12 protein-coding genes are annotated in these 15308 nt (G+C 68.5%); all 12 read left to right on the forward strand.

Features of this window, described 5'->3' with window-relative positions; genetic code table 11:
* Positions 1-6: 6 nt before the first annotated feature.
* The 12 genes from GD1_RS11395 to nuoN are packed head-to-tail and all read left to right on the forward strand — an operon-like array spanning position 7 to position 15303.
* Positions 7-561 (forward strand): NuoB/complex I 20 kDa subunit family protein, encoded by a 555-nt coding sequence (locus GD1_RS11395; RefSeq protein WP_059037107.1) that lies wholly within the window; start codon positions 7-9, stop codon positions 559-561.
* Positions 558-1244, forward strand: a complete 687-nt coding sequence (locus tag GD1_RS11400) for an NADH-quinone oxidoreductase subunit C (protein WP_059037108.1) — start codon at positions 558-560, stop codon at positions 1242-1244. The genes GD1_RS11395 and GD1_RS11400 overlap by 4 nt, the downstream gene beginning before the upstream one ends.
* Entirely contained in the window at positions 1241-2566 is a 1326-nt protein-coding gene (locus GD1_RS11405) for an NADH-quinone oxidoreductase subunit D (RefSeq protein ID WP_059037109.1), read from the forward strand. The genes GD1_RS11400 and GD1_RS11405 overlap by 4 nt, the downstream gene beginning before the upstream one ends.
* Positions 2563-4644: an NADH-quinone oxidoreductase subunit NuoF gene (gene nuoF, locus GD1_RS24280; RefSeq protein WP_083534103.1), complete on the forward strand. Its 2082-nt coding sequence runs from the start codon at positions 2563-2565 to the stop codon at positions 4642-4644. Before GD1_RS11405 ends, nuoF begins: the two co-directional genes overlap by 4 nt.
* On the forward strand, positions 4641-7031 hold the full coding sequence (locus GD1_RS11415) for an NADH-quinone oxidoreductase subunit G (RefSeq protein ID WP_059037110.1): 2391 nt from the start codon (positions 4641-4643) through the stop codon (positions 7029-7031). The genes nuoF and GD1_RS11415 overlap by 4 nt, the downstream gene beginning before the upstream one ends.
* Positions 7028-8362: an NADH-quinone oxidoreductase subunit NuoH gene (nuoH, locus tag GD1_RS11420; RefSeq protein ID WP_059037111.1), complete on the forward strand. Its 1335-nt coding sequence runs from the start codon at positions 7028-7030 to the stop codon at positions 8360-8362. Before GD1_RS11415 ends, nuoH begins: the two co-directional genes overlap by 4 nt.
* A complete protein-coding gene (gene nuoI / locus GD1_RS11425) occupies positions 8355-9008 on the forward strand; it encodes an NADH-quinone oxidoreductase subunit NuoI (RefSeq protein ID WP_083534105.1) in 654 nt (217 codons plus the stop codon). Before nuoH ends, nuoI begins: the two co-directional genes overlap by 8 nt.
* Positions 9005-9766, forward strand: coding sequence for an NADH-quinone oxidoreductase subunit J (locus GD1_RS11430; RefSeq protein ID WP_059037112.1), 762 nt, complete (start codon positions 9005-9007; stop codon positions 9764-9766). The genes nuoI and GD1_RS11430 overlap by 4 nt, the downstream gene beginning before the upstream one ends.
* Complete coding sequence (gene nuoK / locus GD1_RS11435; protein WP_059037113.1) at positions 9763-10077, forward strand: NADH-quinone oxidoreductase subunit NuoK; 315 nt, start codon at positions 9763-9765, stop codon at positions 10075-10077. Before GD1_RS11430 ends, nuoK begins: the two co-directional genes overlap by 4 nt.
* Positions 10078-10090: 13 nt before the next feature.
* A complete protein-coding gene (gene nuoL, locus GD1_RS11440) occupies positions 10091-12007 on the forward strand; it encodes an NADH-quinone oxidoreductase subunit L (RefSeq protein WP_059037114.1) in 1917 nt (638 codons plus the stop codon).
* 3 nt (positions 12008-12010) lie between these two features.
* A complete protein-coding gene (locus tag GD1_RS11445; protein WP_059037115.1) occupies positions 12011-13591 on the forward strand; it encodes an NADH-quinone oxidoreductase subunit M in 1581 nt (526 codons plus the stop codon).
* Complete coding sequence (gene nuoN, locus GD1_RS11450; RefSeq protein WP_059037116.1) at positions 13588-15303, forward strand: NADH-quinone oxidoreductase subunit NuoN; 1716 nt, start codon at positions 13588-13590, stop codon at positions 15301-15303. The genes GD1_RS11445 and nuoN overlap by 4 nt, the downstream gene beginning before the upstream one ends.
* Positions 15304-15308 lie beyond the last annotated feature (5 nt).

Raw genomic sequence — 15308 nt, forward strand, 5'->3', positions numbered from 1 at the left:
TGCCCGATGGGTCTCGAGGAGAGACTGCCCAGCGGATTCCTGCTGAGTACCGTCGAGGAACTCGCCGGATTCATGCGCAAGGGCTCGTTGTGGCCGGCCACCTTCGGGCTCGCGTGCTGTGCGATCGAGATGATGGCCACCACGTCGGGCCGCTACGACCTCGCCCGCTTCGGCATGGAGGCCTTCCGCGCATCCCCCCGGCAGGCCGACCTGATGATCGTCGCCGGCCGGGTGAGCCAGAAGATGGCGCCGGTGCTGCGGCAGATCTACGACCAGATGACCGAACCCAAATGGGTTCTCGCGATGGGGGTGTGCGCGTCGTCGGGCGGCATGTTCAACAACTACGCGATCGTCCAGGGTGTCGACCACGTGGTCCCCGTCGACATCTATCTGCCCGGCTGCCCGCCGCGCCCCGAGATGCTGCTCAACGCGATCCTCGCGCTACACGACAAGATCGCACAGACCCCGCTCGGGGTGAACCGCGAGGAGGCGATCTGGGCCGCCGAACAGGCTGCGCTGCAGTCGGCTCCGACCATCGAGCTCAAGGGGTTGCTGCGATGACCGAACACAACCGGCAGGCCGGTGACGAGGTGATCGGCGTACGCCGCGGCCTGTTCGGGGTGCACGGCAGCGGCGACACCTCCGGCTACGGCGGCCTGGTGGAGCCGGTCACCCTGCCCGCCGCGGCACGCCCGTACGGCGGGTACTTCGACGCCGTCGCCGACGACCTGGCCACCGCACTCGCCGACGCCGGCGGTCCGGCCTACGACGCCGCGATCGAGAAGGTGGAGATCCACGCCGGCGAGATGACGCTGTACGTGGTGGCCGAACATCTGCCCGCGGTGGCACTGACCCTGCGTAACCATCCGGCGCTGCGTTTCGAGTTGTGCTTGGGCGTCAACGGGGTTCACTATCCCGACGACGCCGGCCGCGAGCTGCACGCGGTGTATCCGCTGGCCTCCATCACCCACAACCGCCGGCTGCGGCTGGAGGTGGCCGCATCCGACGCCGATCCGCACATCCCCAGCCTGTGCGATGTCTACCCCACCAACGACTGGCACGAGCGGGAGACCTACGACTTCTTCGGGATCGTCTTCGACGGGCACCGCGCCCTGACCCGGATCGAGATGCCCGACGACTGGGTCGGACATCCGCAGCGCAAGGACTACCCGCTGGGTGGTGTCCCGGTGGAGTACAAGGGAACCCGCATCGCGCCCCCTGACCGGCGGAGGTCGTACTCATGACGAAGGTGGAGCACCGTCATCCCGAGCACACCTACACCGTGTCGGGACAGGACTGGGACGAGATCGTCTCCGAGGTCGCCGCGCGGGCCGCCGAACACCACGGCGAGGAGCGCATCGTGGTGAACATGGGCCCCCAGCATCCCTCCACCCACGGGGTGCTGCGCCTGATCCTGGAGATCGAGGGTGAGACGGTCACCGAGGCCCGCTGCGGAATCGGCTACCTGCACACCGGGATCGAGAAGAACCTGGAGTACCGCAACTGGATTCAGGGGGTCACCTTCGTGACCCGGATGGACTATCTGTCACCGTTCTTCAACGAGACCGCCTACTGCCTCGCGGTGGAGAAGCTGCTCGGTATCACCGATGCGATCCCCGAGCGTGCGTCGGTGATCCGGGTGATGCTGATGGAGCTCAACCGGATCGCCAGCCACCTCGTCGCCCTGGCCACCGGCGGGATGGAACTCGGTGCGGTCACCGCGATGTTCAGCGGATTCGGCATCCGGGAACGAATCCTGGACCTGTTCGAGCTCGTCACCGGCCTGCGGATGAACCACGCCTACATCCGGCCCGGCGGTGTGGCCGCCGACCTGCCCGACGGCGCCACCGACGCGATCGCGGCCACCCTCGCCGACCTACCCGGCGAACTCGACAAGCTCGGGGATCTGCTGACCGACAACTACATCTGGAAGTCACGTACCTGCGACGTCGGATATCTCGACCTCGCCGGATGCATGGCCCTGGGCATCACCGGACCGGTGCTGCGGTCCACCGGCCTGCCCCACGACGTCCGCAGGTCCGAACCCTACTGCGGCTACCAGGACTACGAGTTCGACGTGATCACCGACACCACCTGTGACTCCTACGCCCGGTACGTGATCCGGGTACGGGAGATGTACGAGTCGGTGCGGATCGTCGAGCAGTGTCTGGCCCGGCTGCGGCCCGGCCCGGTGATGGTCGCCGAGGCCGACATCGCCTGGCCCGCCGACCTCACCGTCGGACCCGACGGTCTGGGCAACTCGCCCGCACACATCGCCGAGATCATGGGCGAGTCGATGGAATCGCTGATCCACCACTTCAAACTGGTCACCGAGGGGATGCGGGTCCCGCCCGGCCAGTGCTACGTGGCGGTCGAATCGCCCCGCGGCGAACTGGGCGTACACATGGTCTCCGACGGCGGAACCCGGCCCTACCGAGTACATTTTCGCGATCCGTCGTTCACCAACCTGCAGGCCGTCGCCGCGATGTGCGAGGGCGGCATGGTGGCCGACGTGATCACCGCGGTGGCCAGTATCGACCCCGTGATGGGAGGGGTGGACCGATGAGTGAACCCGTCTTCGTCGAGCTCGGGGTGGGCCCGCCCGACCCCGTCGCCGAACCCCCGGCCACAGGCGGCCCCGGCGCCCATCCACCGATTACGTTCTCCGGACCCGATTCCTACCCCGACGACGTCCTCGCGCGGTTGCGTGCACAGGCCGGTCCGGTGATCGCCCGCTATCCGCAGTCCCGCTCGGCACTGCTGCCGCTGCTGCACCTGGTGCAATCGGAGGACGGACTCATCTCCCGCGCCGGAATCGGCTTCTGCGCCGAGGTTCTCGGACTCAGCGACGCACAGGTCGCCGCCGTCGCCACCTTCTACTCGATGTTCCGGCGCACGCCCACCGGCGAGTACCTGATCGGGGTGTGCACCAACACGCTGTGCGGGATCGTCGGCGGCGAGGAGATCCTGCGCCGGCTGTGTGATCACCTGGGCGTGGAACCCGGTGGCACCACGTCGGATTCGCGGATCACCGTGGAGGAGATCGAGTGCAACGCGGCCTGCGATCGCGCGCCGGTGGTGATGATCAACTGGGAGTTCTTCGACACCCAGACCCCCGAGTCGATCGTCGAGATCGCCGAGGATCTGCGTGCCGGGCTGGTCCGGGCGCCGTCACGCGGGTCGTCGACGCTGTGCGGATTCCGCGACACCGAACGGATCCTGGCCGGGGTGGACGTGGGGGCACGCCCGGCCTCAGATCCCTCTGCACCGGATTCGTCCGAGGCCACCGCCGAACCCGAACCCGAACCCGCCGAGGTTCCGGTGCTCACCCGGCACTGGGGTGAGCCACAGTCGTGGACGCTACCCAACTATCTGCGGCACAACGGCTATCGCGGCCTGCGCACCGCACTCGGGATGGCACCCGACGAGGTGATCGAACTGGTCAAGGCCTCCGGGCTACGCGGGCGCGGAGGCGCAGGCTTCCCGGTGGGCATGAAGTGGTCGTTCATCCCCCAGTCCGACGACCCGCACGCGCCGCCGCACTACCTCGTGGTCAACGCCGACGAATCCGAGCCGGGCACCTGCAAGGACATGCCGCTGATGCTGGCCGACCCGCACTCGCTGGTGGAGGGCGCGATCATCGCCGCCTATGCCATCCGGGCCCGGCATGCGTTCATCTATCTGCGCGGCGAGGTGGTCGGTGTGCTGCAACGGCTTCGCGCCGCCGTCGACGAGGCCTATGCCGCAGGCTATCTGGGCGAGAACATCCTCGGTTCCGGGGTCGACGTGGAACTGCTGGTGCACGCCGGGGCCGGTGCCTACATCTGCGGTGAGGAGACGGCACTGCTCGACTCGCTGGAGGGTCGTCGCGGGCAGCCCCGACTACGACCGCCGTTCCCCGCGGTCGCCGGACTGTATGCCAGTCCGACGGTGGTCAACAACGTCGAGTCCATCGCGAGTGTGCCGGCGATCCTGCGCAACGGGATCGACTGGTTCCGGGCGATGGGCACCGAGAAGTCGCCGGGCTTCACGCTGTACTCGCTGTCGGGACATGTGCGCAACCCCGGCCAGTACGAGGCCCCGTTGGGGATCACGTTGCGGGAGTTGCTCACCCGGGCCGGCGGGGTTCGACCGGGGCACACCCTGAAGTTCTGGACCCCGGGCGGCTCGTCCACCCCGATGTTCACCGCCGGGCACCTCGACGTCCCGCTCGACTACGAGGGGGTGGGTGCGGCCGGTTCGATGCTGGGCACCAAGGCATTACAGATCTTCGACGAGACCACCTGCGTGGTGCGGGCAGTACTGCGGTGGACGAGGTTCTACGCCCACGAATCGTGCGGCAAGTGCACGCCCTGCCGCGAGGGCACCTACTGGCTGGTCCAGCAACTACGCCGGATCGAGTCCGGGCAGCTCACCGAACCGGAGATCGTCGCGGCCCTCGACGTCCTCGCCGACGTGACCGACGGGGTCGTCGGGAAGTCGTTCTGCGCACTCGGTGACGGCGCAGGCAGCCCCATCACGTCCTCGCTCGCCCACTTCCGCGACGAGTATCTCGCCCACGCGCGCACCGGCCACGGCCCCGGTGGCTGTCCGTTGGATCCAGCCGCGGCCACGGTGTTCGCCGATCACGGAGGTGTCCGATGACCGCGTTGTCCGACCGCCCCACCGGCACCGAACAGGCGAATCCGGTGTCGGCGACCATCGACGGCATCGAGATCCACGTCCGCCCCGGCACCCTGGTGATCCGGGCGGCCGAGCAGGTGGGCATCACCATCCCCCGCTTCTGCGATCATCCGCTGCTCGCACCGGTCGGTGCGTGCCGGCAGTGCCTCGTCGACGTCGAGGGTCAGCGCAAACCACTCGCCTCGTGCACCACCACGGTCACCGAGGGCATGGTGGTGCACACCCAGTTCACCTCCGGCGCCGCGGCCAAGGCGCAGGGCGGGGTGATGGAGCTGCTGCTGATCAACCATCCCCTCGACTGCCCGATCTGCGACAAGGGCGGCGAGTGCCCGCTGCAGAACCAGGCGATGACCGCCGGTCGCGCCACCTCACGGTTCACCGGGACCAAACGCACCTACGTCAAGCCGGTGCCGCTGTCCACGGCGATCCTGCTCGATCGTGAACGATGTGTGCTGTGCGCCCGCTGTACCCGCTTCGCCGATCAGGTGGCCGGTGACCCGCTGATCGATCTCGCCGATCGCGGTGCGCTGCAACAGGTCAGCACCGCCGACGGGACACCGTTCGACTCCTACTTCTCCGGCAACACCGTGCAGATCTGTCCGGTGGGGGCGCTCACCGGCACCGACTACCGCTTCCGGGCCCGGCCGTTCGATCTGATCTCCACCCCGAGCGCGTGTGAGCACTGCGCGAGCGGCTGCGCCCAGCGGGTCGACCACCGGCGCGGAACGGTGTTGCGCCGCCTGGCCGCCGACGACCCCGAGGTCAACCAGGAATGGAACTGCGACAAGGGCCGCTGGGCGTTCGCCTATGCCACCGCCGCGGACCGGCTGACCACCCCGCTGGTCCGTGACGCCCACGGCGAACTCCGCGAGGTGTCGTGGGCCCATGCACTGCGCGCGGCCGCCGACGGTCTCGCCACCCGCCGCACCGGGGTGCTGACCGGTGGCCGGGTCACCGTCGAGGACGCCTACGGATACTCGCGGTATGCGCGAACCGTGTTGCAGACCAACGACATCGACTTCCGAGCCCGCGCCCACAGTGCGGAGGAGAGCGCCTTTCTCGCCGACCGGATCGCCTCCCGCACCGACGATCTCACCTACGCCCAGCTGGTCGCCGCGCCGACGGTCCTGCTGGTCGGATTCGAACCCGAGGAGGAGTCCCCCATCGTCTTCCTGCGGTTGCGGCGGGCGGTACGGGAGTCCCGCACCCGGGTGGTCACCATCGCCCCGTGGCGCAGTCCCGGGAACGCGAAGCTGTCGGCGACGCTGCTGCCGACCGCCCCCGGCGGCGAGGCAGCACTCCTCGAGAATCCCGACACCGCAGCGCTACTGGATGATCCGGCCTCGGTGATCGTCGTCGGTGAGCGTCTGGCCACCAGTCCCGGAGGACTGTCGGCGGCGGTGTCGCTCTCGGCGCGCACCGGCGCCCGACTGGTCTGGATTCCCCGGCGGGCCGGGGAACGCGGCGCCCTCGAAGTGGGTGCGACGCCCGGCCTGCTGCCCGGAGGGCGCCCCGTCTCCGACGACACCGCCCGCACCGAGATGGCGGTGGCCTGGGGGGTGCGGTCCCTACCGACCCGCCCCGGCCGCGACACCTCGGACATCCTGGCCGCGGCCGCCGCCGGCGACCTCGACGCGCTGCTCGTCGGCGGGGTCGACCCCGCCGATCTCGCGAATCCCGATCTCGCTGTGCGAGCGCTCGACACGGCCTTCGTGGTGAGCCTGGAGATCCGACGTTCGGCGGTCACCGATCGTGCCGACGTGGTGCTCCCGGTGGCCACCGTCGCCGAGAAGTCCGGCACCTTCCTCGACTGGGAGGGACGGGCCCGCAGTTTCCCGGCCGCGCTGGGTGAGACCGGCCGGATCTCCGACCACCGGGTCCTCGACGCGCTGGCCGCCCACACCGGTGTCGACCTGGAATGCGATGACGCCGAGGACATCCTGACCCAACTCGGCACCATCGGGCCGTGGAGCGGACCCCGGGAGCTCCGCTCGTCCACCCCGGCATCCGGCCCACCCGATGTCGGTGACGGACAGGCGGTCCTGGCGTGCTGGGCCCACCTGCTCGATCACGGCCGGATGCAGGACGGTGCACCGCATCTCGCCGGCACCGCCCATCCCGCCCGCGCACGGCTGTCGGCGACGACCGCTGCACGCGTGGGCGTGGGCGACGGGGACCGCCTCGAGATCCACACGGCCACCGGATCGCTGGTCCTTCCGCTGGCGGTCACCGAGATGGTCGACGACGTGGTGTGGGTGCCCACCAACTCCGCCGGCGCCCCACTGCCCGCGCTGTTGGGGGCCGGAGCCGGGGACGTCGTCGGACTCCGACCGGGAGGTGACCGATGACCACCTCGTTCTCCGCTGCCACCGAGTACCCGACACTCACCGACTTCGGGCACGATCCGTGGTGGCTGGTGATCGTCAAGGCGGTGGCGGTGTTCGCCTTCCTCATCGTCAACCCGCTGGTCGCGATCCTCGCCGAACGAAAGATCATGGCGCGCATGCAGAACCGGATCGGACCCAATCGGGTGGGTCCACGCGGACTGTTGCAGAGCCTGGCCGACGGCGTGAAACTGGCCCTCAAGGAGGGGATCACCCCGAGCGGCGTCGACAAGGTGATCTACCTGCTCGCCCCGATCATCGCGGTGGTGCCGGCGGTCATCGCGTTCGCGGTGATCCCGTTCGGCCCGATGGTGTCGGTGTTCGGTCACCACACGCCGCTGCAACTCACCGATCTGCCGGTGGCCGTGCTGTTCATCCTCGCGATGGCCTCGGTCGGGGTGTACGGGATCGTCCTGGCCGGATGGTCGTCGGCGTCGACCTATCCGCTGCTCGGCGGGCTGCGGTCCACCGCGCAGGTGATCTCCTATGAGATCGCGATGGGGCTGACCTTTGCCGCGGTCTTCCTCGACGCCACCACCATGTCGACGTCGGGAATCGTGGCCGGCCAGCACAATTACTGGTACGCCCTGGTCCTGCTGCCGTCGTTCGTGATCTATGCGGTGTCGATGGTCGGTGAGACCAACCGCGCCCCGTTCGATCTGCCCGAGGCCGAGGGCGAACTCGTCGGCGGCTTCCACACCGAGTACTCGTCACTCAAGTTCGCCATGTTCATGCTCGCCGAATACATCAACATGGTCACCGTGTCGGCGCTGGCCACCACCCTGTTCCTGGGCGGCTGGCAGGCCCCGTGGCCGCTGTCGCTGATCGACGGCGCCAACTCCGGATGGTGGCCGATCCTGTGGTTCACCATCAAGGTCTGGGTGTTCCTGTTCGTGTTCATCTGGCTGCGCACCAGCCTGCCGCGACTGCGCTACGACCAGTTCATGAATCTGGGCTGGAAGGTACTGATCCCGGTGTCGCTCATGTGGGTGATGGTGGTGGCGCTGATCCGGGTGTGCATCCCCGGAGCCGACAACACGGTGCCGCGGGCGCTGGTGTCGGCGGCCGCCGGACTCGTCGTCACCGTCGGCCTGCTGCTGATCATCCGTCGGGTGATGCGCCCCCGCCGTCCCGCAGCTCCCCCGGCTGCAACCGCCGGTGCGACAACCGCATCCGGTCCGCCTGCCTTCGATGCCTTCGCCGGTGGCTTCCCGGTACCCCCGCTCCCCGGCCAGTCCCTACCCGGCCACACACCGGGTCCCACGCCGACCGCAAAGGAGACCTCCGATGCCTGACACCTCGCGTACAGAATCGGCCGGCGCCGCACCGCCCCCCACCGACGCACCCCGGCCGGGGACCACCCGCACCGATGCACCCCGGCAGGATCCGTTCGGCCCGGTCGGCGGTCTGCGCCGCACCTTCGAGGCGATGTTCGGCCCCACCGTCACCGAACAGTATCCGGAACAGAAACGGCCCCCGGCACCGCGCTATCACGGTCGGCACCAGCTCAATCGGCATCCCGACGGGCTGGAGAAATGTGTCGGGTGCGAACTGTGTGCGTGGGCGTGCCCCGCCGACGCGATCTTCGTCGAGGGCGCCGACAACACCGACGCCCAACGCTTCTCGCCCGGGGAACGCTACGGCCGGGTGTACCAGATCAACTACCTGCGGTGTATCGGCTGCGGGTTGTGCATCGAGGCGTGCCCCACCCGGGCGCTGACCATGACCGGCGACTACGAACTCACCGACGACAACCGCGCCGACCTGATCTACGAGAAGAACCAGCTGCTCGCACCGCTCCCGCCGGACACCGAACCGACGCCCCATGATGTGACCGCGCAGGTCGCCGCCGGCACCGCCCCCACCGAATCCGACTACTACCGTGGCCGGGTCGGCGCGGACGGCATGGTGCACGACACCACCGGGACGGTCTCGGCATGACCGGGGAGGGCGTCCTGTTCTGGATCGTCGCGGTGATCGCCGTGGCCGGCGCCCTCGGTGTGGTGTTCGCGGCCAAGGCGGTGTACTCGGCGATGTTCCTGGCCACGACGATGATCGTGCTCGCCGTCGCCTATGTGGCCCAGGGCGCGCTGTTCCTGGGTGTGGTGCAGGTGGTGGTCTACACCGGTGCGGTGATGATGCTGTTCCTGTTCGTGCTCATGCTGATCGGCGTCGACTCGTCGGATTCGCTGGTGGAAACCCTTCGGGGCCAGCGTATCGCCGCAGTGATCATCGGGATCGGCTTCGGCGCCCTGCTGTGCGGCGGGATCGGTACCGCCGCGGTTGCCGCGACCACCTCCCCCACCACCGGGGTACCGACGGCCACCCAGGGCAACATCGAGGCGATCGCCGAACTCATCTTCGTCCGGTACCTGTGGGCATTCGAGCTGACCGGGGCGCTGCTGATCACCGCCACCCTCGGCGCGATGGTCCTCACCCATCGGGAACGCTTCGGCCCCAAACGGTCTCAACGGGAACTGTCGATCGAGCGGGTGCGCCGCGGAACCGGCATCACCCCGCTGCCGAGCCCGGGTGTGTTCGCCCGGCACAACGCCGTCGACGTGCCGGCGCTGCTGCCCGACGGCCATCCCACCGATCTGTCGGTGTCGGCGATCCTGCGTTCGCGAGAACCCGATGCCCCCTCGGCTCCCGCCCCGGCCGATCCCCTACCGGCGCCGCGGACGGAGGACCGGCGATGAACCCCGACAACTATCTGTATCTCGCGGCGGTGCTGTTCGCGATCGGCGCCGCCGGAGTCCTGCTGCGGCGCAGCGCGATCGTGGTGTTCATGTGTATCGAGCTGATGCTCAACGCGGCGAACCTCTCGTTCGTGTCGTTCGCCCGCAAGCAGAGTTCTGGTGGCATACCGAATCTCGACGGTCAGGTGATCGCCTTCTTCACCATGGTGGTCGCCGCGGCCGAGGTGGTGGTGGGTCTGGCCATCATCATGATGATCTTCCGGTCCCGGCGGAGTGCTTCCGTCGACGACGCGGCGCTGCTGAGGCGATAGCGGAAGGGGCGGCATGAGTACCGAAACGTCCGGGAACATCCTGTGGTTGGTGCCGCTGCTGCCGCTTGCCGGGGCGCTGGTGCTGCTGGTGTCCGGGCGCCGCACCGACCGCTGGGGCCATCTGCTCGCCTGCGTCCTGGCGGTCGCGTCGTTCGTGGTGGGACTGGCCCTGTTCATCGGGATGCTCGGGCGCCCCACCGCCGACCGTGCCGTCCACACGGTGGCCTACACCTGGCTCGACGTCGCCCCGGCCGGCGGGTCGAGTGGGCTGTCGGTGGACATGGGGCTCTACCTCGATCAGCTGTCGATGTGTTTCGTCCTGCTGATCACCGGCGTCGGCAGCCTGATCCACATCTACTCGGTCGGCTACATGGCCCATGATCCCGACCGCCGCCGATTCTTCGCCTACCTCAACCTGTTCCTGGGCGCCATGCTGGTGCTGGTCCTCGCCGACACCTACCTCGGGCTCTATCTCGGCTGGGAGGGTGTGGGTCTCGCCTCCTATCTGCTGATCGGGTTCTGGCAGCAACGGCCCGCGGCGGCGACCGCCGCCAAGAAGGCGTTCGTGGTCAACCGCGTCGGCGACACCGGCCTGGCGGTCGCCCTGATGGTCATGTTCGCCACCTACGGGTCGGTCTCGTTCCAGACGGTGTTCGCCGGTGCCGAATCCACCGGCCGCGCAACGCTCACCGCGATCGGACTGTTGCTGCTGCTGGCGGCGTGCGGAAAGTCCGCCCAGGTGCCGCTGCAGTCGTGGCTCGGGGATGCGATGGAGGGCCCCACCCCGGTGTCGGCGCTGATCCACGCCGCCACCATGGTGACCGCCGGGGTGTATCTCATCGCCCGCTCCAATCCGATCTTCGATCTCGCCCCCGACGCCCGGCTGGCGGTGTGCGTGGTGGGTGCGGTCACCCTGCTGTTCGGTGCCGTGATCGGTTGCGCCAAGGACGACATCAAGAAGGCGCTCGCCGCGTCGACGATGAGTCAGATCGGCTACATGGTGCTGGCCGCCGGGCTCGGTCCGGCCGGGTACGCCTTCGCAATCATGCATCTGCTCACCCACGGATTCTTCAAGGCCGGGCTGTTCCTCGGTGCCGGGTCGGTGATGCATGCGATGGACGACGAGACCGACATGCGGCGCCTCGGCGGATTGCGGTCGGTCATGCCGATCACCTTCGTCACCTTCGGGATCGGCTATCTGGCCCTGATCGGGGTGCCGCCGTTCGCCGGGTTCTTCTCCAAGGATCTGATCATCGAGGCGGCATTCGGTTCCGGCGGGGCACGCGGTGTGATCTTCGGTTGTGCCGCACTTCTCGGCGCCGGGATCACCGCGTTCTACATGACCCGGATGATGCTGATGACGTTCTTCGGGGAGCGCCGCTGGGCACCGGATGCGCACCCGCACGAGTCGTCGCCGGTGATGACCGGCCCGATGATCCTGATCGCCGTCGGCTCGGCGATATCGGGAGCGTTGCTGGTGGCCGGGGACTCGCTGGTGAACTGGCTGACACCGGTTGTCGGCGAGCACCATTCGGAGTTGCCGATGCCGACCTGGGTGCTCACCGTGATCATCCTGGCGGTGGTGGCGGTGGGCTTCGCCGCCGGATATGCGGTGTACGCGCGCCGCCCGATCCCGGTGACCGCCCCCGAGGAGGTGAACGCACTGACCCGCGCGGCCCGCCGCGACCTGTACGGGGATGCGTTCAACGAGAAGGTCCTGATGGTGCCCGGGCAGGCCCTCACCCGGTCTCTGGTGGGCGTGGAGGCCGGTGCCGTCGACGGCGCCGGTCAGGGGGTGGGTGCGCTGGTCACCGCGTCGTCGAATCGAATCCGGGTCTGGCAGAGCGGATATGTGCGCTCGTATGCGTTGTCGATGCTCGCCGGGGCCACCGTGGTGGTGGCCGCGCTGATGCTGGTGAGGGGGTTGTAGGCGATGAGCTGGTTGACCATCCTGTGGCTGGTGCCGGCCGTGACCGCGGTGGGGGTGCTCGCCGTGCCCGCCTCCCGGGCCGACGTGGCGAAGTGGATCGGGCTCGGCGGATCGCTGGTGACCCTCGCCCTCTCGATCGGCCTGGCCGTCGGATTCGATCCGAATGGCGCTCGCTACCAGTTCATCTCCGATGTGGAGTGGATTCCGTCGTTCGGTGCGCGCTACCAGCTGGGTCTCGACGGTATCGGCCTGGTCCTCGTGCTGCTCACCACCGTTCTGCTGCCGCTGCTGATCCTGGCCGGGTGGCCGGATGCCGACCACACGGGCTCGCTGGATCATGCGGGCGGGCGCCGCCAGAAGGGCCCGCATGTCTACATCGCGTTGATGCTGTCGGTGGAGGCGATGGTGGTGATGAGCTTCGTCGCCACCGACGTCCTGCTGTTCTATCTCGTGTTCGAGGCCATGCTCATCCCGATGTACTTCCTGATCGGCGGGTTCGGGAGCGGCCCGGCGCGCTCGGCGGCCGCGGTGAAGTTCCTGCTGTACAACCTGTTCGGCGGTCTGCTGATGCTCGCGGCGGTGATCGGACTCTACGTGGTGACCGCGAATGCGTCGATCGGCGAGGACGGGCACGGGACCTTCGGGTTGCCGGCCATCGCCGACGCCGTCGCCGACGGTCGGCTGCACTCCGATTCCGGTGTGATGATGCTGCTGTTCGGCGGGTTCATGATCGCCTTCGCGATCAAGGCGCCGTTGTGGCCGTTCCATTCGTGGCTGCCCGACTCCGCGGTGGCCGCCACCCCGGCGTCGGCGGTGCTGATGATGGCGGTGGTCGACAAGGTGGGCACCTTCGCGATGCTGCGGTTCTGTCTGTTGCTGTTCCCCGAGGCATCCAAGACCTTTGCGCCGCTGATCATCACCCTCGCGGTGATCGGCATCGTCTACGGCGCGATCCTCACCATCGGGCAGACCGATGTGATGCGGCTGATCGCCTACACCTCGATCTCGCACTTCGGGTTCATCATCGTCGGGATCTTCGCGCTCACCCCGCAGAGCCAGGGCGGGGCCACGCTCTACATGGTCAATCACGGAATCTCCACCGCCGCACTGTTCCTGATCGCGGGGTTCCTGGTGTCGCGGCGCGGCAGCCGGATAATCGCCGACTACGGCGGAGTGCAGAAGGTGGCACCGGTCCTCGCCGGCACCTTCCTGGTGGCCGGACTGGCGACGCTGTCCCTGCCCGGCCTGGCCCCGTTCGTCAGTGAGTTCCTGGTGCTGGTGGGTACGTTCACGCGGTATCCGATGGCGGCGGTGGCGGCGACGAGCGCGCTGGTGCTGTCGGCGATCTACATCCTGTGGCTGTATCAGCGGATGATGGGTGGGCCGGTCCGGCCGGTCGAGGGACCGGGCGCGGCGCGGGCGGCCATGCCGGATCTGCGGCTGCGTGAGCGGGTGGTGGTGGCACCGCTCCTCGTCCTCCTGCTGGTCCTCGGCTTCTATCCGCAGCCGCTGCTCGACCTGATCGATCCCGTCGTCGATCACACGATCTCGACGGTGCAGCCCGAGTCCGGAGGTGCGCGATGACCCCCGATCCCACGACCGTCACCACACTGGCGGCGATCACCCCGCCCGATGTCGAATACTCGCTGCTCTCACCGATGTTGATCGTCTTCGGGGTCGCGGTGGCGGGTGTGCTGGTGGAGGCCTTCGCATCGCGTTCGGGACGTCGGCGGATTCAGCCGGTGCTGTCGCTGGTCGGCCTGGTGGCCGCGCTGGCCGCGGTGATCTGGGTGGCGGTGATCCTGACCCGCGACGGCGGTCAGGGCCGTACCGCGATGTCCGGGGCGGTGGTGCTCGATCGTCCCGCGATGTTCCTGCAGGGTCTGCTGCTGGTGATCTCGGTACTCGCGGTGGCGTTCATGGCCGAACACGGCCTCGAACGGGTGGTGACCCCGTCGAAGCGGTTCAGCAACGGCCCCGGTGCGGCTGCGCAGGCCTCGCTCGAGGGCGCCGACGCCGACCTGTTCACCCCGTCGGGGGCCAGTGTGCCCAACTCCGACAACGAGTTCGAAGCGACCCGCGCCGGCGGGGTGACCACCGAGGTGTTCCCCCTGACCCTGCTCGCCGTCGGCGGCATGATGCTGTTCGTCGCCTGCGGTGACCTGCTGACCATGTTCATCGCCCTCGAGGTGTTCTCGCTGCCGCTGTACCTGCTGTGTGCACTGGCCCGCCGACGCCGCCTGCTCTCCCAGGAGGCGTCGCTGAAATACTTTCTGCTGGGCGCCTTCTCGTCGGCATTCTTCCTGTTCGGTGCGGCCTTCGCCTACGGGTCGACGGGGTCGCTGAACCTCACCGAGATCGGTGCCGCACTGGCGGTCGGGGGCAACGACGTCACCCGCCTGGCCGTGATCGGCCTGGCCATGCTGGCGGTGGGATTGCTGTTCAAGGTGGGCGCCATGCCGTTCCACGCGTGGGTGCCCGACGTGTATCAGGGTGCGCCGACGCCGGTGACGGCCTTCATGGCCGCGGCTACCAAGGTCGCCGCATTCGGCGCGCTGCTGCGGGTGTTCTGGGTGGCCTTCGGACCGCTCGTCGACGAGTGGCGGCCGGTGCTGTGGGCGGTGGCCATCCTGACCATGATCGTCGGGGCGATCATGGCGGTCACCCAGTCGGATGTGAAACGCCTGCTGGCGTATTCGTCGGTGACCCACACCGGGTTCATCCTGCTGGGGGTGATCGCCTTCGATCCCACCCGCACCGATCAGCCGGGATTGTCGGCGACGTTGTTCTACCTTGCGGCGTACGCCTTCTCGACCTTCGGCGCATTCGCCACCACCGCGGTGGTCCGTGAGCCGGTGGACGCCGGCCGACGGTCAGGAGTGTCGGGACCGCACCTGTCCGGGCGGGAGGCCACCGGACTCGACCAGTGGGCCGGGCTGGGCCGGCGGTATCCGCTTGTCGGCGCGATGTTCTCGATGTATCTGCTCGCCTTCGCCGGAATCCCGCTGACGAGTGGCTTCATCGCCAAGTTCGACGTCTTCGCCGCGGTCGCCGGAAACGGCGGCGCGGTGCTCGTCGTGATCGGCGTGATCGGCAGTGCCATCGCCGCCTACTTCTACATCCGGATCATCGTCGCGATGTTCTTCGACGACGTCCCCCTCGACGCCCCGCACGTGGTGCGGCCGAGCCCGCTGACAACCGTGCCGATCGCGGTGTGCACCGCGGTCACGATCGTCCTCGGGTTCTACCCACAGCCACTGCTGGACCTGGTCGGCAACGCGGCGTCGTTCCTGTGAGAACT

Source organism: Gordonia desulfuricans NBRC 100010 (genome assembly GCF_001485495.1).
GTDB lineage: Bacteria > Actinomycetota > Actinomycetes > Mycobacteriales > Mycobacteriaceae > Gordonia > Gordonia desulfuricans.

Excerpts from the sequence above, each read along its gene's own strand:
- GD1_RS11395 (WP_059037107.1), top strand. The coding sequence starts at position 7 with ATGGGTCTCGAGGAGAGACTGCCCAGCGGATTCCTGCTGAGTACCGTC.
- GD1_RS11400 (WP_059037108.1), top strand. The coding sequence starts at position 558 with ATGACCGAACACAACCGGCAGGCCGGTGACGAGGTGATCGGCGTACGC.
- GD1_RS11405 (WP_059037109.1), top strand. The coding sequence starts at position 1,241 with ATGACGAAGGTGGAGCACCGTCATCCCGAGCACACCTACACCGTGTCG.
- nuoF (WP_083534103.1), top strand. The coding sequence starts at position 2,563 with ATGAGTGAACCCGTCTTCGTCGAGCTCGGGGTGGGCCCGCCCGACCCC.
- GD1_RS11415 (WP_059037110.1), top strand. The coding sequence starts at position 4,641 with ATGACCGCGTTGTCCGACCGCCCCACCGGCACCGAACAGGCGAATCCG.
- nuoH (WP_059037111.1), top strand. The coding sequence starts at position 7,028 with ATGACCACCTCGTTCTCCGCTGCCACCGAGTACCCGACACTCACCGAC.
- nuoI (WP_083534105.1), top strand. The coding sequence starts at position 8,355 with ATGCCTGACACCTCGCGTACAGAATCGGCCGGCGCCGCACCGCCCCCC.
- GD1_RS11430 (WP_059037112.1), top strand. The coding sequence starts at position 9,005 with ATGACCGGGGAGGGCGTCCTGTTCTGGATCGTCGCGGTGATCGCCGTG.
- nuoK (WP_059037113.1), top strand. The coding sequence starts at position 9,763 with ATGAACCCCGACAACTATCTGTATCTCGCGGCGGTGCTGTTCGCGATC.
- nuoL (WP_059037114.1), top strand. The coding sequence starts at position 10,091 with ATGAGTACCGAAACGTCCGGGAACATCCTGTGGTTGGTGCCGCTGCTG.
- GD1_RS11445 (WP_059037115.1), top strand. The coding sequence starts at position 12,011 with ATGAGCTGGTTGACCATCCTGTGGCTGGTGCCGGCCGTGACCGCGGTG.
- nuoN (WP_059037116.1), top strand. The coding sequence starts at position 13,588 with ATGACCCCCGATCCCACGACCGTCACCACACTGGCGGCGATCACCCCG.